This window comes from Corallococcus silvisoli (assembly GCF_009909145.1).
Taxonomy (GTDB): Bacteria; Myxococcota; Myxococcia; order Myxococcales; family Myxococcaceae; genus Corallococcus; species Corallococcus silvisoli.
In genome coordinates this window covers 38,185-57,745 of record NZ_JAAAPJ010000008.1, presented here as the reverse complement: position 1 = coordinate 57,745, position 19,561 = coordinate 38,185, and the positions used below count along the sequence as shown (strand labels likewise).

Sequence of the window (19,561 nt, the reverse complement as noted above, 5' to 3'; positions counted from 1 at the left end):
CCGCCGGTGTCCATCGGCGGACACCGGCGCCCCGGACGGACCGGCGAGGACCCGGAAGGCCCTCCCCACAAGCCCGCCGGGCATCCGCGATCCTTCCTAGCTGCGGAAGGGGTTCTGCAGGAGCACCGTCTCGCCGCGATCCGCGCCCACGGAGACGCACACCACGGGCACACCGCTGACCTCTTCCACCCGGCGCACGTAGCGCTTGGCGGCTTCCGGCAGCTCGTCGAAGGTGCGCACGCCGGCGAGCTTCTCGTCCCAGCCGGGCAGCGACTCGTAGATGGGCTTCACGCGCGCCAGGTCCTCGTAGTCACCGGGCAGCTCCGTGACGCGCTGACCATCCAGCTCGTACGCATTGCAGATGCTGAGCGTCTTGATGCCGCTGAGCACGTCCAGCTTGGTGAGCGCCAGACCCCAGAGGCCGTTGACGCGCACCGCGTAGCGCAGCACCACGCCATCCAGCCAGCCGCAGCGGCGGGGGCGGCCCGTGGTGGCGCCGAACTCGTCGCCCACCTTGCGCAGCCGGTCTCCCAGCTCGTCGCTGAGCTCCGTGGGGAACGGACCTCCGCCGACGCGCGTGGTGTACGCCTTGCTGATGCCCATCACCTTGTCGATGGCCGTGGGCCCCAGGCCCGAGCCCACCGCGGCGTTGCCCGCCACGCAGTTGGAGCTGGTGACGAACGGATAGGTGCCGTGGTCCACGTCCAGCAGCGTGCCCTGCGCCCCCTCGAAGAGGATGCGCGCGCCGCGGCGCACCTGCTCGGAGAGGAAGAGCGACACGTCGTGCACGTAGGGACGCAGCCGCTCGCCCAGGGCGGAGAACTCCGCCAGGACCTGCGGCGTCTCGATGCGCGGCACCTCCACACCCGCCTGGGCGCAGAGCTCCTTGAGCTCATCCAGGGCGGCGGGCAGGCGCTCGTCGATGCGGCGACGCAGGCGCTCCGGGTGGAGCAGGTCGCGCACGCGGATGCCCCGGCGGGCCACCTTGTCCTCGTAGGCCGGACCGATGCCCCGGCCCGTGGTGCCAATGGCGCTGCCCCCGCGCGCCTTCTCGCGGAAGCTGTCCAACAGCTTGTGCCACGGGAAGATGACATGGGCGTTGTCGGAGATGAGCAGCTGGGCGTCATCCTTCAGGAAGCCGCGCGGCTTGAGCGCGTCGATCTCCCCGACAAGGACGGCGGGATCCACCACCACTCCGTTGCCAATGACACACGTCTTGCCCGGGTGAAGGATGCCCGAGGGAATCAGGTGCAGGACGGTCTTCTGTCCCCCGACCACCAGCGTGTGCCCTGCGTTGTTGCCGCCCTGGAAACGGACGACCACCTGGGCATGCTCGGTGAGCAGGTCGACGACCTTGCCCTTCCCTTCATCTCCCCACTGCGCTCCGATGACGACGACGTTCGGCATGGTGCCCGCCGCTTAGCACGCGGGAGGGGCCGGGTGACAGTGTTCCGCGAAGCCGCAGTGGAGGGCCTGGCAGGCCGCTTTGTCCCACCCCGGCCAACCTCCCGTGGATTCCTCCTGGACCAGCGCCCGGACGCCCTGGGCCAACCGCCGCACCGCCCCCGCGTCGGCGGATCCGGCCGGGAGGAATTCCGGTTCCGGAGACGGCTCGCCCAGGAAGGCCACGCCCACCCGCACCGGGACCCCCTCCCGCACCATCCGCGCCGCCGCCAGGGCCAGGACTGTCAGCTCGTGAGCGCACGCGGCCGGCCCCAGGGGGTGGCGAGCACCCGGGCGCAGGAGCACCGCCACGGCCTCGCCTTCGGGTGACTCCCACAACAGGTCGACCGCCCCCTCCACGCTGGCGCCGTCCTCCAGGTCCAGCACGAAGTCCAGGCTCCGGTGGATGGAGGACGCGGGCGTGGCCGCGAGCCGCCGCGCGAAGGCCGTGCCCAGGAAGCCCTCCACCGAGGTCAGGACAGCGGACAGGCCCTCCTCCTCCGGATCCCGCCCCGCGTCGCGCAGCAGACCCTCCAGGTGCGCGCGACGTTCCGCTGCCTCCACCTCCGGCCCCGCGAGCGACAAGTCCACCTCTCGCAGGAGCCGACGGACGAGCTGATCCGGACGCTCCACCGGCAGCCAGCTGTCGGGTTCGACGAAGAGCGGCGCCGCGCTCGCGGGTGACTCCCACGGCTCGGATCCGACCGCGAGCCCCAGTCGGTGGAGATGGTGGTAGCGGCGTGGACACGTGAGGAAGTCCTGCACCGCGCGCATGGAGGCGACCACCGGTGAGCCCTCGCCCGCGGGCTCCACGTGGACCAGCGCGGAGTCCTCGCCCGCCGCGTCCGTGGACAGGCGCTCCAGCGCGGACTCGACGCGCAGCCGCGCCTGCTCCCGCTGTTCGTCGGTGGGGGGCTGCGGATCCGCGGGTGGCGGCAACTGCTCCACGTTCACGTCGACGGCGAGCGCTCGCAGCTCCGGATCCACGTCCAGACGGCGATCCACGCGGTGCCACCACGTGTCGGTGCCCGCGCGCTTCTCCTCGCCTCCCGACAGCACCAGCAGGTCCCTGGCGCGCGTGAGGGCCACGTAGAGCAGGCGCAGGTACTCCGCGTCCTCGCGGGCCTTCAGCTCCGCGCGCACCGCCTCGAAGCGCTCGGAGGTGAAGCTGTCCAGCGAGTCCGGCATCCACGGCCGCAGCGCCACCCCGAACGAACGTTCGAAGGACGCGCGGGCCGACGTGACGCGCCTGCGTCCGCCCATCCCGGGCACCACCACCACCGGCCATTCCAGACCCTTGGCCCGGTGGATGGTCAGCAACTGCACGGCGCGAGGGTCGCCTTCATCCAGCAGGTCCGCCTGCGCCTCGTTGGGGTCGGAGTCCGCCAGCTGGCGCAGCTCCCTGGCGAAGGCCACGCACCCGCCCGTGCCGCGCTCGTCCCGGCGCGACGCCAGCGACAACAGCTTCTCCACGTTCGCGCTCGCCTGCTCCGCGTAGGGCGAACCCGCCAGCGCCTCGCGGTAGCCCGTCGCCTCCAGCGCCGCCTGCAACAGGGCGTGCACCCCCAGCCGATCCCGCTCCCTCCGCAGCACGGGGATGAGCTCCAGGAAGCGCGCCAGCCGTGCCTGCTCCCGCCCGGACATCGCGGCGCGCACGTCCGCGTCCACCAGCCGCGGCGACCCGAGCGACAGGGGCAGGTCCCCCGCGAGCCGGAACAGCGATGCATCCGACAAGCCCACCAGCGGCGAGCGCAGCACCGCGGCGAACGCCAACGCGTCATCCGCGTCCGCGAGCAGCGCCAGCAGCGAGGCGAGGTCCCGCACCTCCTGCGCCCCGTAGAAACCACGGCCGCGCAGCACCCGGTGCGGCACGCCGTGGCGGATCAACGCCTGCCGGTACTCCTCCAGGTGGGTGAAGGTCCGGAAGAGGATGGCCACGTCGCCACCGCGCGCGGGCCGCAGGCCCTTCTTGTCCTCCGCCATCACCGTCGCTGGAGCCCCGGGCGCGAGCATCACCCGCAGCCTGCGGGCCACCGCGTCGGCTTCGTACTCGCGCAGCTCCGGCGCGGTATCCGCCTCCGGCAACGCAAGCCGCTCCACCCCGGGGCCCTCCGCCAGCGCCGGACGCGTGGACGACAGGTCGTCCGTCGCCGCGTCGTAGATGACCTCGAACGGACGGGGCTCCGCGTCGCGCGCCACGAGCAGCCCGGCGAACGCGCGGTTGAGGAAGGTCAGGACGCCCGGCAGCGAACGGTAGTTGTTCTGGAGGAAGCCGCGCGCGCCGCCCTCCGCTTCGATCTTGTCCGCCAGCACCTTGAACACGGACACGTCCGCGCCGCGGAACTCGTAGATGGACTGCTTGCGGTCCCCCACCGCGCATAGGAACGCGGGCTCCAGCGGCAGCGCGGCCACCAGGTCGGCGTCCGGCGTCAGCTCGCGAGGACCGCCTTCGCGCCGCTCCGACAGCAGCAGCACCAGCTCCAGCTGAAGCCGGTTGGTGTCCTGGAACTCGTCCACCAGCAGCGCACCCAGCCGCTCCTGCACCTGCTGGCGGAACTCCGGATGGTCGCGCAGCAGGTCGCGCGCCTTCACCAGCAGCGACGTGAAGTCGAACACGTTGCGCCGCGACAGCTCCGCGTCGTGCCGTGCCTCCACCTGCCCCAGGAGGTCGCGGAAGGTGGCCTCGAAGGGCGCCGTGCGCCACGCGGCGTACGCATCCTCCAGCCGCCGCACCGACCCGTCGCTCTTGCCCTTCACCCTCCAGAGCAGCTCCTTCAGGCACGCGCCCGCGCCCTTGCGCAGATGCGCCAGGTTGCGCGGCTCCGACAGCAGCGCGTTGCGGAGCGAGGGGAAGTGCTCCGGCTTCAGGAACGTGTCCGGCGTCATCCCCACCAGCGCCCGCTCGCATACGGACAGCAGGGAGCTCCACTCGACCTTGAGGTCCTGCGCCCGGGCCTCGGCGCACAGCCGGTGGCAGTCCTGGATGAGCCCTTCGAGCTGTGCCTTGTCCGCCGCGCCGTCGCCCACGCGCGCCGAGGCCGCCTTGAGGCCCTCCTCGCGCAGCTTGCCGTAGACGTCCATCAACGCGGCGACGAGGCCGTCGGAGAACCCGGAGCCGGAGAAGCCCAGCTCCGCGCACAGCTCGCGCACGCGCGCATCACCGCCCTCGAGGGCATCCAGCACCACGCGCTCAGTGACGTCTTCCAGCAGGCCCGCGGACTCCAGCTCGTCCAGCACCTCGAAGGCGGGATCGATGCCCACCGAGGGCGGGGCGCGGCGCAGGAGCTGGCCGCAGAGCGAGTGGAACGTGCCCACCGTCGCGGCGCCCAACTCCTCGCGCACCTTGCGCCAGGCGTCCTGCGTGGGGAACGGACGCTCCAGCCGCGCGAGCGACGCGCGCAGGTCCTTCTCCGCGTCCAGCGGGACGTCCCCCTGGGCCAGCATGTCCAGGCGCTCCCGGACGCGCCTGCGCATCTCCGCCGCGGCCTTGTCCGTGAACGTGAGCATGCACAGCCGCGACGGCCGCAGCGCGGCGACCGCCTCCCGCGCCCCCGCGAACAGGTGCAGCGTCATCGTCACCAGGCTGTACGTCTTGCCCGCGCCCGCGCCCGCCATCAGGGCCAGGTTCTTCTCCAGCGCGAGCATGTGGGGCGCGGTGTCGCTCATCCGCTCCCCTCGTCCGTCACGCGCCGCTCGGTGATGCGGCACACCGCGCGGTAGCCACACCGGCCGCAGTCATTGGGCCGCGCCGGGAAGTCGCCCTTGCGCAGGCGCTGGACCAGCGTCTCCACCGCGTTGGGCAGGTTGAGTCCGGCGGCATCCGCCACGCGCTGGCGCACCTCCGGGTCGGTGGACAGCAGGTCCTCCAGCTCCGCGGGAGGCAGCACGTCCGACAGGTGGATGGCCGCGCCCGTGCGCAGGGAGAACCACGCCGCGTTGCGCGCGCCCACGTGGCCCGCCTCGCGCGCGGCGTAGAGGTACAGCGGGAGCTGGAAGTCCGAGCGCAGCAGGTTCTCCTTCAGCGTGCGCTTGTCCAGGCGGCCTGTCTTGTAATCGATGACGCCCACTTCCACGCCGGCCGTGTCCAGCCGGTCGATCTGCCCTTCGAAGACGATGGCGTCGTCCGCCACCATCAGCTTCACGTCGCTCCAACGCGGATCCTTCGCGGCGGGACCGAACTGCAACTCGAAGCCCTCCGGGACCAGCGGGTCGAACGGCAGGCCCCGCCCCTGATCCGCGAGGATGCGCCGCACCATCGCCTGCGCCTTCTCGCCCGCGAGCTTCCACAGCTCGTGGTGGCCCACGTGGTGGAGCTCCGCGAAGTGCCGGCTGGCCTTCTTGACCGCCTTCTCCAGCACCTCCTCGGGGATGTCCTCCGGCGCCTGCCCCAGGAGCTTCTGGTCCTTGAGCGCCTGGAACACCTCCTCCATCACGCGGTGCCAGAAGGTGCCGCGCCCCCGGGCGTCGAAGTCCTCGCCGGGCACCACGGGCTCGGCCACCTTCAGCCCGTACGCGACGAAGCCCTGGAACCCGCAGTTGCCGAAGCGGGCCAGGGCGCTCGCGGACAGCGGGCGCTCCAGGCCGAAGTGGAAGGTCTCCCGCAGCTTCTTCTCCAGCTCCGGCCCCTGCACCCCACCGGTGAACTCCCCGGGCGGCTCCTCCTCGCGACCGAAGAAGCGCAGGCGCGCGGCCTCCATGTGGGCCAGCTCGCGCGCGGTGCGGAACCAGTCGTCCGTCCCGAACTGCTCCTTGAGCAGGGGGCCCGCCGGATCCGGCTCGGTGACGCGGAGGCTGGGGAAGGACAGGCCCGCCAGCGCCTCCAGCGCCACGGTGCGCCGCAGCTCCGCGCGCGTCAGCACCTCATCCAACGGCAGCACCGGCGGCAGCGTGCGCGTCGCCCACGTGTGGCCCGTGAGCCGCCGCACCTCCTCCAGGAACGCGGAGGGCACCTGCTCCTGTCCGCCCGCGGCCTTCGCCGCGAACGACAGGCTCAACGACCCCTCCGCCGCCGCGAGCGCGCTGGCGAAGAGCAACCGGTCCTCGGTGAGCCGCCACGGCGCGCGGTCGTCGAACTCGCCTCCGGTGAGGCGGAACACGTCCCGGCCCAGGTGCTGGTTGAGCGCCACGCGCTCCGCGTCCCCCAGCAGCGGCGACGGCGGATCGCGCCCGGGAAGCCGGCCCTCCGTGAGCCCCGCGACGAAGAGGTGGCGGAAGGTGCGGCCCGGCACATCGCCCAGGTCCAGCACCTCCACCGCGCCCGTGGCCGAGCCCCGCGCGGGCAGGTGCACGTCCCGCAGCGCGTCCGACAGCCACCGGCCCAGCGTGCGGCGAGGGATGCGCGGCCCACCGCCCGCTGCCCGCAGCGAGCGCAGCAGCGCTTCCACCCGCTGGCGGAACGCCGCGAGCGCCGCGTCGTCCCGGGCCCTGGCGTCCTCGATGCGCGCGCCCAGCACGCCCGGCGCACGCGGCTCCCGCGGCCCGGCGGAGTCCAGCAGCCCCAGCCGCTCCACCACCTTCCACCACGCGGAGATCGACTCCGCGGCCGGGGCCTCGTGGGGGATGTGCCGACATTCGTCGATGAGCCGCATCACCCGGTCGCGCAGCGCGCGCACGGCCATCACCTTGACCGCGTCCTCCTTGCGCTTGCCGCCCTGCGCGGCCATCCGGCGCGCGAGCCCATCCAGCCGCACGTCGTAGGCGCCCTTGCCCCGCGTCGCGCCCAGCCGGTCATCCCGCGCGGCGGCGAGCGCGAAGAGCGCCGCGGGCGCGTCCGGCCCTCCACGCGACAGCGAGGGCACGTAGCGGCTGGAGACGAGCTCCGCCACGCGCTCCGCCGGGAAGCCGTCCTCCGTCAGCACCGGCAGCTCCAGCGCCAGCCGCACCGGCCCCGCGAGCGCGAGCGGTTCCCCCCAGGGCAGCCGCACCGGCACGCCCAGCTCCCCCAGCGCCTCCGCCAGCCACCCGGCCTCCGAGCCCAGGTCGCGGTACGCGATGGCGATGTCGCCCGGCGCGCTGCCCGCCGCGATGAGCCGCCGCACGTCGCGGGCCACCACGCGAGCCTCCTCGCGCGCGGACGTCGCGTTCCACACCGACAGCCCCTCCACCGCGCCCTTCAGCACGTCGCGCGCCGCGCGGGGGGAGAACAGGTGCCGCCCCAGGTCCGTGAAGGGCCGGCCCTCGAAGGTGACGTCCGCCTTGAAGAGGTCCACGTGGGGCATCGTCTCGCCCCGGTTCTCGAAGGCCCGGAACAGCGCCGCGAGCGCCGCGTCCGCCACGGGCGAGCCGCCCACCGGCGTCTCCACGCGCAGCGACACCCGCCGCGCCTCGCACGCCGCCGCCAGGCCCATCAGCAGCTCCAGCTTCGACGGCCGCACGTCATAGACGCCGTGGAGCACCAGCCCCGTCACCCCATCCCAGCCGGCCGGCCACGCGCCCCGGGCCAACGCCTCGCGCGCGCCCCGGAGCACGTCTTCCCGGTCCGCGAGCCCCAGCTCCGCCAGCCGCTGCTCATAGAGGTGGTAGAGCCGGGCCAGGACGCGCGCGCGGGTGCGGCGCTCCGGCGGCAGCACCTCCGCGGCATCTTGAAGCTCGCGCGCGGAGAGCCGGCCCGCCTTCAGGTCCAGCAGCACCTCCGCCGCGGCCCGGGCGAACGCGGGCTCGCGCACGTAGTCGCCGAACGGCGTCGCGCCCAACAGGCTCCCCAGGCCCGCCACCACCGCCCGCGCCGTCATCGCCGGACAGGGGCGCCGGTTGAGTTCGCCCGCCCCACCCAACGCGTGGACGAAGTCGTCCCATGTGAGCAGGTGGGTCCCCACCGAAATCCCCCGCGCACGCCCCTCCGCCCGCAGGGCGGCCTGACGGCGCGCGGCATCGGGGAAGACGTGGAGTGTGCGGCCAGGACGGGACATGCGGGGCGAGGACTCTAGAACGGCCAGGGGCGCCGTTTTCATGCTCCTTTCGCTGCATTCCCACACCCTCACCCGTTGTCCGCCCGCCTGCTGCCCTCTGGAACCCGGGAAGTCCAAGGACGCGGGGCTTCCACCCGACCTGGGACAGCACCGCTCAGCCCGGGGTCCTTCCGCGCAAGGCCCGCTTTTTCAGCGCGCGGAGAGGAACGCGTCCACCTCGCGAGCAAGCAGCGCGGGTGCGCGGACGTGGGCCACATGGGGCGCTGTCCCGCAAGCTCGCGCGAGCCCCTTGGGCGCGGCGCCTTCGTCAAGGCGCGCGGGTTCGCGCCAGGAGCACGTGAGGGCGCTGAGCGCTCAGGAGCACGCGGGTCGGCGTGTCCACGATCGCGCTGGGCGCGGATGTTGAGTCCAGGCATCCGGGATTGCCGGAAAGGGTGGGAGCCCCCTTATGCTCCGGCGCCTCATGCGCGCCTCCTGCCGGACCCTCGTCACTCTCTGCCTGCTGCTCCTGACGCCGCTGTCGCCCGCGTTCGCGCAGGACGCGTCGGACACGCCGCGCGCGCTGCGCTTCGACTGGACGCGGGACGGCATCATCACCGGCACCGCCGGCGTGCTGTGGATCTCCAGCGAGACGGTGTTCAAGGACAGCCTGGCCCCGGCGCGGTGCCACTGGTGCGACCGCGCTCCGGACGGCACCGACACGCTCAACCGGCTGGACCGCTGGGGCCGAGGCATCCGGGGAGGCACCGAGGCGTCGCGCAAGCGGGCGAACACCTGGAGCAACCTCATCGGGTTCGCGGGCCTGCCCCTGGGAATGCTCGGAGCGCAGTACGCCGTGGGCCGCTCCAGCAACGCGTCCGGGGAGCTCTTCGCGCAGGACGCGACCATCATGGTGGAGAGCGCCGTCCTCTCCTCCGTCGTCAACCAGGCGGTGAAGTTCAGCGTCGGCCGCGAGCGCCCCTTCGTCCACGCGCTGCCGGAGGCCGAGAAGGCCCTCACCGCCCACCCCAACGACAACAACCTGTCCTTCTACAGCGGACACACCAACCTGGCCTTCTCCCTGGTGGTGTCCGCGGGCACCGTCGCCGCGATGCGCGGCTACAAGCACCAGGGCCTCATCTGGGGCGTGGGGCTCCCGCTGGCCGCGTCCGTGGGCGCGTTGCGCATGGCCGCGGACAAGCACTACCTCACCGACGTGCTCACCGGCGCGGTGGTGGGCTCCGCGTTCGGCGTCGCCGTGCCCTTGCTCCTGCACGGCCGCACGGACGACGCCTCCTCGTCCGCCGCGCGGCGGTCCTCGCTGTCGCTCAACCCGGCCATCGGCCGGCAGATGGTGGGCCTGACGGGCTCGTTCTAGGCCCGCAGGGCCGCCGGCCGCGCACAAGCCGACACTTCGGCCTCCACGCCCCCTGGAGGCACGCGGCCGGCATGGTAGGCGATCCGTTCACCTTCGTCGGACGGGTCCCTCCGTGCGCTCCATCCTGATCGTCCTCCCTCCGTGCTCCTCGGGGCGGTGCCCATGAGCCCGTCCCACGCGAAGGACGCACCGCGCTTCGGGCCGGCCCTGCCCCCATCCACGTTCGCGGGCTTCGCGGTGGCGGCGGTGGCCATCCTCGCCATCGCCTTCCTCTCCTACCGCACCCTCCAATCGCGCGCGGTCGCGGGCGAGCTGGTGACGCACACCCTCTCGGTCGTGGAGCAACTGGAGGGCCTGCTGTCCGCGATGAAGGACGCGGAGACCGGCCAGCGCGGCTTCCTCCTCACCGGCGCGGAGAGCTACCTGGAGCCCTACCTGGGCGCGAAGAAGTCGCTGCCGGGCCGGTTGGAGCGCCTGCGCGAGCTGACCCGCGACAACGGCCTCCAACAGCAGCGCCTGGAGGCCCTGGAGCGCGCCGTCACGGAGAAGCTCGCGGAGCTCCAGCAGACCATCGACCTGCAACGGCGGGGAGAGAGCCGCGCGGCCATCGCCGTCGTGAAGGAGGACCGCGGCATCGCCGCGATGAACGCCCTCCGCGCCGTCGTCCGGCAGATGGCGACCGAGGAGCAGCAGCTGCTCGCGGAGCGCACCGCCGAACTCCAGGCCTCCGCCACGCTGTCCCTCGTCGTCACCTGGGCCGGCTCCGCCCTGCTGTTCGCGCTGATTGGCATGGCGGCGTACATCGCGTCGCGCGACTTCCGGGCCCGGAGCATCGAGGCGTGGGTCCAGGCCGGGCACAACGCGCTCGCCACGCGCATGCAGGGTGAGCAGCGCCTGGACCAGCTGGGCGACAACATCCTGCGCGTCCTCGCCGACACGCTGGATGCCCAGGTGGGCGCGCTCTACCTCGCGGACGCCACGAGCCGCTTCCGCCGCGTCGCCAGCCACGCGCTGCCCGCTGACTTCGCGACGAAGCACGCCACCCTGAGCCCCGGCGAGGGTCTGGCCGGACAGGCCCTCAAGGACGGGCGCGCCATCCACCTGCGCGACGTCCCCGAAGGCTACCTGCCCATCGCCTCCAGCCTGGGCCACGGACGACCACGCCATGTCCTCATCGCCCCCGCCCAGGTGGACGGGCAGGTCAACGCGGTGGTGGAGCTGGGCTTCCTGCACCCGGTGTACCCGTCGGACCTGGAGCTGCTCCGACGCGTGTCCGACTCCATTGGCGTGGCGGTGCGCGCCTCGCATGATCGCACCCGCCTGGAACAACTCCTGGAGGAGACGCGGCGGCAGGCCGAGGAGCTGCAGGCCCAGCAGGAGGAGCTGCGCGTCTCCAACGAGGAGATCGAGGAGCAGAGCCGCATCCTCAAGGAATCCCAGACGCGGATGATGACCCAGCAGGCGGAGCTGGAGCAGACCAACGCCCAGCTGGAGGAACAGGCACGCCTGCTGGAGACCCAGCGCGATGACCTGGCCCTGGCGCAGGTGACGCTCACCCAGAAGGCCACGGAGCTGGAGCGCACCAACCGCTACAAGTCCGAGTTCCTGGCCAACATGAGCCATGAGCTGCGCACGCCGCTCAACAGCTCGCTCATCCTCGCGAAGCTGCTGGCGGACAACAAGGAGGGCAACCTCACCGCCGAACAGGTGACGTTCGCGCGGACCATCGGCTCCGCGGGCGACGACCTCCTGGCCCTCATCAACGACATCCTGGACCTGTCGCGCATCGAGGCGGGCAAGGTGGAGGTGCGGCCGGAGCCGGTCGCGATCCAGCGCCTCGTCGAGAGCCTGGGCCGCACCTTCGAGCCCGTGGCGAAGCAGAAGGACCTGCACTTCTCCTTCACCGTCGCACCGGACGTGCCCCCCACCCTGGAGACGGATCCGCAGCGGCTGGGGCAGGTGCTCAAGAACCTGTTGTCCAACGCCTTCAAGTTCACCGAAGCCGGCGAGGTGGCCTTCACCATCGCCACCGCGGGCCCGGGGCTCGTGGGCTTCTCCGTGCGCGACTCCGGCATCGGCATCCCCCGCGAGCTGCACGACGCCATCTTCGAGGCCTTCCGGCAGGCCGACGGCAGCACGCACCGCAAGTACGGCGGCACCGGCCTGGGCCTGTCCATCTCGCGCGACCTGGCGCGCCTGATGGGCGGTGACGTCACCGTGCGCAGCACCCCAGGCGAGGGCAGCACCTTCACCCTCACCCTGCCCCTGCGCCCGGGCGCCGCCATCCCGGTCCGAGACGCGGCGGCCTCCGCCCGCCCGGCGCCTCGAGCCTCCGCCCCGCTGCCGCCCCCTCCCGCCGGCCTGGAGGACGACCGCGAGCACCTCACGCCCGGCTCGCGCGTGCTGCTGGTGGTGGAGGACGACGCGCGCTTCGCCCGCATCCTGCGCGACGAGGCGCACGAGCTGGGCTTCCAGTGCCTCCTGGCCTCCACCGCCACGGAGGGCCTCGAGGCCGCCGTCGGCCACCAGCCCCACGCCATCCTGCTGGACATGAACCTGCCGGACCACTCCGGCCTCTCCGTGTTGGATCAACTCAAGCGCAACCCGCGCACGCGCCACATCCCGGTGCACGTGCTGTCCGTGGAGGACCAGACGCGCGAGGCCCTGGAGCTGGGCGCGGTGGGCTTCGCGCTCAAGCCCGTGCAGCGCGAACAGCTGCTGGACGTCTTCCGCAAGCTGGAGACGAAGTTCACGCCCGGGACCCGCCGGGTGCTGGTGCTGGAGGACGACGCCCGCCAGCGCGAGAGCATCCAGAAGCTGCTGGAGACCGAGGACGTGGAGGTGGAGGGCGTGGCCACCGCGAATGACGCGCTCCAGCGGCTGCGCGAGCGCACCTTCGAGTGCATGGTGATGGACCTGCACCTGCCCGACCTGAGCGGCCACGAGTTCCTGGAGCGGATGGCCGCCGAGGAGGGCGTGTCCTTCCCCCCCGTCATCGTCTACACCGGGCGCACGCTCAGCCGCGACGAGGAGCAGCGCCTGCGCCGCTTCTCCCGCTCCATCATCATCAAGGGCGTGCGCTCCCCGGAGCGGCTCCTGGATGAGGTGACGCTGTTCCTGCACCAGGTGGAGTCGCGCCTCCCGCCGGATCGCCAGCGCATGCTCCAGGCCGCGCGCGACCGCGAGTCCGCGCTGGAGGGCCGCCGCATCCTGGTGGTGGAGGACGACGTGCGGAACATCTTCGCCCTCTCCAGCGTGCTGGAGCCGCGGGGCGCGAAGGTGGAGATCGCCCGCAACGGCCGGGAGGCCCTGGCGCTGCTCACGAAGAGCCTGGCCCAGCCGCAGCTCGCGGTGGACCTGGTGCTGATGGACATCATGATGCCGGAGATGGACGGGCTCACCGCCACGCGAGAGATCCGCAAGCGCACGGAGTGGAAGAAGCTGCCCATCATCGCCCTCACCGCGAAGGCCATGCGCGATGACCAGGAGCAGTGCCTCCAGGCCGGCGCCAACGACTCCATCGCCAAGCCGCTGGACGTGGAGAAGCTCCTGTCGCTGCTGCGCGTGTGGATGCCCAAGGCATGAGGACGGGCATGCTCGACGTGGCCTCGAAGGACTTCGACATCGAGCTGCGGCTGCTGCTCGAAGCGCTCTACCTCAAATACCACCACGACTTCCGTGGCTACGCGGTGTCGTCGCTCAAGCGACGGCTGGCCCAGGCCGCGGAGCACTTCGGCTGCGCCACGCTGTCCCAGCTCCAGGACCGGGTCCTGCACGAGCCCCCGCTCTTCCCCGCCCTGCTCGACTACCTCACCGTGCAGGTGAGCGAGCTGTTCCGGGACCCGTCCTACTACCGCGCCCTGCGCGAGCAGGTCGTGCCCGTGCTGCGCACCTACCCGTCACTCAAGGTGTGGATCGCCGGGTGCAGCACGGGAGAGGAGGCCTGGTCGCTGGCCATCCTGCTGCGCGAGGAGGGGCTGCTGGAGCGCACGCTCCTCTACGCCACGGACATCAACCCCACCGCCCTCCAGCGCGCGGAAGCCGGCGTGTACGCGGTGGACCGCATCGCGTCCTTCACCCAGAACCACCGGCTGTCGGGCGCGCGCACGTCGCTGTCGGACTACTACACGGCCGCGTACGGCGGCGCGGTGTTCGACCGCTCGCTCAAGGCCCACATCGTCTTCTCGGACCACAGCCTGGCCACCGACAGCGTCTTCGCGGAGGTGCAGCTGCTGTCGTGCCGCAACGTGCTCATCTACTTCAACCGCGAGCTGCAAGAGCGCGCGCTGGGCCTGTTCACGGAGTCGCTCTGCCACAAGGGCTTCCTGGGCCTGGGGGCCCGCGAATCCCTGCGCTTCTCCTCGCACGAGTCCGCGTTCGCCCCCCTCGTCCCCGAGGACCGGCTCTACCAGAAGCGCTAGGAGGAGCCCTTCGTCCATGAGCCCCCCGAGCCACCGCTCCGAGCATCCCCCGGGCCGCGTCGACGCCATGGCCGTGGGCGCGTCCGCGAGGACGCCAGCGGACGCCGTGCTTCCTCTTGAACAGATGCCCGACGTCCTTCAGGCAGGGGGAGCGGGTGGTGCTATCTGACGTGTCCGTCCTCAGCAAGGAGTCGCGGCCCGTGGCCTCCCGGGTGAAGTGCCTGGTCGTCGATGACCTGGAGGAGAACCTCCTCGCGCTGTCCGCCGTGTTGCGGGGCGACGACGTGGAGGTGCACTGCGCGCGGTCCGGCGCCGAGGCGCTGGAGCTGCTGCTGCGGCACGAGTTCGCGCTCGCGCTGCTGGACGTGCAGATGCCGGAGATGGATGGCTTTGAACTCGCGGAGCTGATGCGCGGCTCGGAGCGCACCCGCGACGTGCCCATCATCTTCGTCACCGCGGGCACGGGCGACCCCCGGCGCGTCTTCAAGGGCTACGAGGCCGGCGCGGTGGACTTCCTCTACAAGCCGCTGGAGGCGCACGTCCTGCGCGGCAAGGCGGGCGTCTTCTTCCAGATGCACCGGCAGAAGCAGCAGCTGGCCCAGCAGCTGGACACGCTCGCGGAGACCCTGCGCCTCAACGAGATGTTCACCGCGGTGCTGGGCCACGACCTGCGCAACCCGCTCTCCGCCATCCTCACCGCGGCGGACCTGCTCCAGCGCCGCTCGGAGGACGAGGCCGTGAAGAAGACGGCCACGCGGATGCTCGCCGCGGGCAAGCGCATGGGCCGGATGATTGAAGACGTGCTGGACCTGGCCCGCGCGCGGCTCGCGGGCGGCATCCCCCTGAGCCGGGGCGAGACGGACTTCGGGCAGCTGCTGCAGCGCATGGTGCAGGAGCACCAGACGGCGTGGCCCCGGCACCGCATCGAGGTGCAGCAGGACGGCGACCTCGTGGGGGACTGGGACGCGGACCGGCTGGCGCAGGTGGCCTCCAACCTCATCGGCAACGCGCTCCAGCACGGCGACGCCACGGAGCCCGTGCGCATCCGCGTGGACGGCACGCGCGACGACGCCCTGCGCTTCACCGTCACCAACGCGGGCGTCATCCCGCCCGGCCTGCTGCCCTTCCTCTTCGATCCCTTCCGGGGAGGCCAGCAGCAGCGGGGGCGCAAGGGCGGGCTGGGCCTGGGCCTCTACATCGTCCAGCAGATCATCCAGGCCCACCAGGGCGGCGTGGAGGTGCACTCCGGCACCGGGCCCTACACGGAGTTCCGCGTGGAGCTGCCGCGCAAGGGCGTGGACGTCGTCAAGCTGTAGCGCCGTCGCCCCGGGGCTCGCTGTCCGTCCCGTTGCCGGGCCCGGACTCCGGCACTCCCGGGGGCAGCGTGTGCAGCCCCCAGCGCTGCCCCGCCTCCCAGGCGGTGACGCCCGTGATGCCCCAGCCGGCACGCTGGGCCTCGCGGCGCTCGAACTCCAGCCAGAACACGGAGGTGTCCGGCCGGGACGCCTGGTCCATGCAGGCCACGCGCGACGGCGCGCGCCCGTGCGACTCCAGCGACACGGCGAAGGGCTTGTGGGAGTGCCCGCAGAGCACCCACTTCGGTTGCACCGCGTCCACCAGCTTGCGCGTCACCGAGTTGCCAATCCACGGCGACGGCAGGGGGCGCGGCGGCGAGGGCGGCTCGTCGCGGGCCTTCTGCACGATGCCTCGGGGCCACTCGTGGACGAGCAGCAGGTCCACGTCGCGCGCGGCGGACACCCGCTCCACCTCGGACGCGCGGAAGTAGCCCGCCTGCTTCGAGGTATCCAGCGACGTGGGGCGCCGCAGCGGCTGATCGATGAACCGCGGCGCGTGGATGCCGGACAGGTACGCCACCCGCAGGCCGTCCAGCTCCCGCAGGCCCGCGCGGCCCAGGTAGTGGACGTCCGGGGCCAGGTCTCCGCCGTCCTGCAGGTCGTGCAGCGCCTCGAAGTCCTCGTTGTTGCCGCCAATGAAGTACAGCGGCCGCTTCACGCGGCGCAGGCCGTCCGCGTACTCGGCGAACTCCGCGGGCATGGAGCGCTTGGCGGCCTTGCGCCGGTGGTCGTCCGCGCGCCGGAAGGCCTCCACGTCCCCCACCGCCAGCACCAGGTCCACCCGGCGTCCGCGCGCCTGCTCGAGCGCGTCCAGCCAGGCCTCCACCCGGTGGAAGCGTCCGTGGATGTCACCCAGCGCGGCGACGAGGAGGGAGTCCTGCGGCATGCCCTTCACTCAAGGCCCCCCGCCGCGCGCTGTCGAGTCATCCCCCGCCGTGTCTTTCCAATGACGGACGATAGGCCGTCCAGGCTACGGGCATCCCAGCGGATAGGTGATTTCCACCAGGGCCCCGGGGGCCGGCGCGCGCGACCGGTCGAAGATGACGGCGTTCGCGCGCCCGTCGTAGGACCACCCGCCCGTCGCCGGGACGCCGTCCACCCGGACGGAGATGGCGCCCGGGTTCGCGGGCGACTCCGACAGGGGGAAGGTGCGGTTGGGGCCGAAGGCGCTCTCCGACAGCTTCTCCAGCGACGTGGCCCAGTTGGGCGTGCAGATGCTGTCCACCACGCCGCCCAGCTTCCGGGCGAGCTCCATGTAGCGGGTGCCGGAGCTGCTGGAGGTGGGGCAGGTGGACAGGTCCTCCGGGCCCACCACGGCGTTGAAGGTCACCTTGGAGGGGTCGTTCCCCTTCAGGGCCAGGAAGTACGTCTCGTAGAAGTCCACCGGCTGCGAGCTGAAGTCCTCCTCGTCCGACAGCGCGATGATGGCCAGCTTCGCGTCCTCGCGCAGGAAGCCGCCGTTGCCGTCGTTCGGCTGGGGCGTGCGCGGGTCGTCCAGGTTGTAGAGCAGCGGCTCCGACAGGGCGCGGTACGCGGCGTCCAGGCCCTGCTCGTTCCAGTGGCACACGCCCACGTGCGTGTTGTTGGCGAAGACCTGCGCCGCGTTGGGCGTCTGCGGCGTGATGATGCGCGGGCTGGAGTTGTCCACCGGGAACAGGCGCCCGTTCTCACCGCCCTGGGCGCCGCCGGGGCACTCGGACCAGCCGCCCGGAGAGGGATCCAGGCCGGTGGTCGTCACGCCGATGCGGTAGTCCACGTGCGCGGCGGAGGCCGCGGTCAGGAAGGCCGCGAAGTTCTCCCCCAGGCTCTGCTGCTCCTCCATCATGGAGCCCGAGTTGTCGACGACGAAGAGCACGTCCACGCGCGCCTCCGCGTCCTGGATGAAGCGGTCCGTCTGGTTCGTCTTCGCGAGCCCCCGCCCCACGAGCCCCGCGTTGAAGACGGAGCCATCCTTGAGCGTGAAGCGCACCGTGGCCGCGTCGTCCCCCTCCTCCGCGGGCGTGTACTTCGCCGTGAGCTTCGCGCGCCCGCCCGCCGGAATCGTGGCGGGCAGCGGCCCCGCCACCGAGAACTCTCCGCCGGGCTGCGACAGCGTCATGCCCGCCACCGTCACGGCGTCCGTGCACTGGTTGTAGGCCACCAGCTCGCGGGTGCGCGCACCGCACGCCAGCCGGGCGGTGCCGAAGTCCACCGTGGTGGGCTGCACGGAGAAGCACCCGTGCACGCCCTGGCCTGACAGGTTCACCAGCGGGTGGCCCCGCGTGGGGTGGCTCACCCAGCCCTCCGCCAGCCCCTGGAAGTCCCCGTCCGCGGGGGGCTGGAAGCGCACGACGAGCGTCGCCTTCTTGCCGGGCGCCAGCACGCCGTTCGCCACGGGCTCCGCGCGGAACGCGGGGTCCGACCCGGACGCGAGCTGGAGGGCCGACAGGTAGCAGGGCTCCACGCCCGTGTTGCGCAACGTCACGCCCAGCGCCATCTCCGACCCCACCGGCACCCGGCCGAAGTCCAGCGACGCGGGCAGCAGGTACTCACACGGAGGGAAGGTGCGCCCCTCCCCGGACAGCGTCACCCCATCCGTGGCGCTGGAGCCACCCTGATGGGTGGTGACGGCCAGCTGACCGCCGCTCGCGCCCGTGACGCCCTCGCGCGGGCTGAAGGTGATGCCCACCTTGAGGTTGGCGCCGGGCGCCAGGGGCTGGCTCGCCGGCGGCTGCGCGAGCGTGAAGTAGCCCCCCGTGTGCGTGGTGAGCACCAGCTGGCTGACGGCGACCTCCTCGCGGCAGCGGTTGTGCACGGTGACGTTGCGCGTGGCCGTCATCCCGAAGGCCACCTGCCCGAAGGACAGGTGCGCGGGCGTCACCTCCACGCACGACGCGCCGCCCTCCCCCGTCAGCGAGACCTTGGGGCCCGGCGTCGTCGTGGACGGCTTGCGCACGGCCACCTCCACGCGGCCGTCGCGCACCCGGCCCGTCGCCACGGGCTTGAAGGCCACGCGCAGCTCCACCATGGCCCCTGGCAGGAGCGCGTCGTTGGGGAGCACCGGCGCGCTCACCACCTGGAACACGCCCGACGGATCCTCCAGCAGCGACGCGCCTTGATAGCGCAGCATCTCATTGCCCTGGTTGCGCACGGTGATGCGCGCCTCGGCGGTGGCGCCCACCGCCACCCGGCCGAAGTCCACGCGCAGCGGCGTCACCTCCAGCATGCTGGCGACCCCCGTGCCCGTCAGCGTCACCAGCGCGGGCTCGCAGCCGTCGCACACCGTGACCTGCAGGGCCGCCTGCGCGGTGCCCAGCCGCACCGGGCTGAAGGCCACCGGGACCTTGCGCGTCTCATGCGGCGCCAGCGAGGACGGCAGCCCCGCCCCCGCGGAGAATTGATCCGCGTCCGCGCCCGCCACGGACAGCACCAACGGGCTCTCCACGTCGGAGGGGTTGCGCACCGTCACCTCGCGCATCTCCACCAGCCCCAGGTTCACGTTGCCGAAGTCGAGCGCCGACTCCGTCACCTCCACCAGCGCCTTCACGCCGCGCCCGTTGACGGGCACCTGCGCGGCCGCTTCACCCGAGGCGTCGGTGAGCACCTCCACCTGCCCCTGCACCGCGCCCTCCACGTCCGGCGTGAAGCGCACCTCCAGCTCGTGCTCCGCGCCCGACGACAGCGTGAAGGGTTCGAAGGCGGGGATGCTCACGTTGGCCAGCGACGAACGGGCCCCCTCCACGCGGTACGACGCGCGTCCCTGGTTCGTCAGCCGCAGCGTCATCGTCTTCGTGCGGCCCACCGCGGCGGCGCCGAACTCCAGGACCTCCGGCCGCGCGGCGAACCCCGTATGGGCTTGCTGGAAGGTGGGCCGCTCACACGCCGTCCACGCCGCCACCGCCAAAGCCAACGACATCCATCGCAGTCCACGCATACGGAGTCCCGTCTTTCCCACATACGGCACCGGTGTCCCCCCACTCAGCCCTGCACGTGGATCCGGCCGTCGTGGAAAGGTGCAACCCAGGTGCCTGGGCGCTCCAACGAGGCGACGTCACACCGCCAACACGGCAAACAGGCGCCCACTCAAGGGAACGACCC

General features: G+C 72.3%; 9 protein-coding genes. 4 read left to right on the top strand and 5 right to left on the bottom strand.

Annotated features, from left to right (window positions below; translation table 11 throughout):
* Nucleotides 1-96 precede the first annotated feature (96 nt).
* The 3 genes from GTY96_RS16790 to GTY96_RS16780 are packed head-to-tail and all read right to left on the bottom strand — an operon-like array spanning nt 97 to nt 8,351.
* Nucleotides 97-1,407 carry an adenylosuccinate synthase gene (locus tag GTY96_RS16790; RefSeq protein WP_143902001.1) on the bottom strand — a complete coding sequence of 437 codons (1,311 nt, stop codon included), beginning with the start codon at nt 1,405-1,407 and terminating at the stop codon, nt 97-99.
* 12 nt (nt 1,408-1,419) lie between these two features.
* A complete protein-coding gene (locus GTY96_RS16785; RefSeq protein ID WP_161665271.1) occupies nt 1,420-5,109 on the bottom strand; it encodes a UvrD-helicase domain-containing protein in 3,690 nt (1,229 codons plus the stop codon).
* A complete protein-coding gene (locus GTY96_RS16780; protein WP_161665270.1) occupies nt 5,106-8,351 on the bottom strand; it encodes a PD-(D/E)XK nuclease family protein in 3,246 nt (1,081 codons plus the stop codon). Before GTY96_RS16780 ends, GTY96_RS16785 begins: the two co-directional genes overlap by 4 nt.
* A gap of 448 nt (nt 8,352-8,799) precedes the next feature.
* Here GTY96_RS16780 and GTY96_RS16775 point away from each other — a divergent pair, with 448 nt between their 5' ends.
* The 4 genes from GTY96_RS16775 to GTY96_RS16760 all read left to right on the top strand — a co-directional run bounded on the left by GTY96_RS16775 (nt 8,800) and on the right by GTY96_RS16760 (nt 15,445).
* A complete protein-coding gene (locus GTY96_RS16775) occupies nt 8,800-9,708 on the top strand; it encodes a phosphatase PAP2 family protein (RefSeq protein WP_186001911.1) in 909 nt (302 codons plus the stop codon).
* A gap of 162 nt (nt 9,709-9,870) precedes the next feature.
* Nucleotides 9,871-13,293 (top strand): response regulator, encoded by a 3,423-nt coding sequence (locus tag GTY96_RS16770; protein ID WP_161665269.1) that lies wholly within the window; start codon nt 9,871-9,873, stop codon nt 13,291-13,293.
* An 8-nt stretch (nt 13,294-13,301) separates the two neighbouring features.
* Nucleotides 13,302-14,129 carry a CheR family methyltransferase gene (locus GTY96_RS16765; RefSeq protein ID WP_186001925.1) on the top strand — a complete coding sequence of 276 codons (828 nt, stop codon included), beginning with the start codon at nt 13,302-13,304 and terminating at the stop codon, nt 14,127-14,129.
* Between the two features lie 170 nt (nt 14,130-14,299).
* Nucleotides 14,300-15,445 carry a hybrid sensor histidine kinase/response regulator gene (locus GTY96_RS16760; protein ID WP_328700913.1) on the top strand — a complete coding sequence of 382 codons (1,146 nt, stop codon included), beginning with the start codon at nt 14,300-14,302 and terminating at the stop codon, nt 15,443-15,445.
* On the opposite strand, the gene GTY96_RS16755 is transcribed toward GTY96_RS16760, so the two are convergent.
* Together GTY96_RS16755 and GTY96_RS16750 are read right to left on the bottom strand one after the other, a co-directional pair.
* Nucleotides 15,435-16,370 (bottom strand): metallophosphoesterase family protein, encoded by a 936-nt coding sequence (locus tag GTY96_RS16755; RefSeq protein WP_161665268.1) that lies wholly within the window; start codon nt 16,368-16,370, stop codon nt 15,435-15,437. The genes GTY96_RS16760 and GTY96_RS16755 overlap by 11 nt on opposite strands.
* An 84-nt stretch (nt 16,371-16,454) precedes the next feature.
* Entirely contained in the window at nt 16,455-19,379 is a 2,925-nt protein-coding gene (locus tag GTY96_RS16750) for a choice-of-anchor D domain-containing protein (RefSeq protein ID WP_235685669.1), read from the bottom strand.
* Nucleotides 19,380-19,561: the final 182 nt, after the last annotated feature.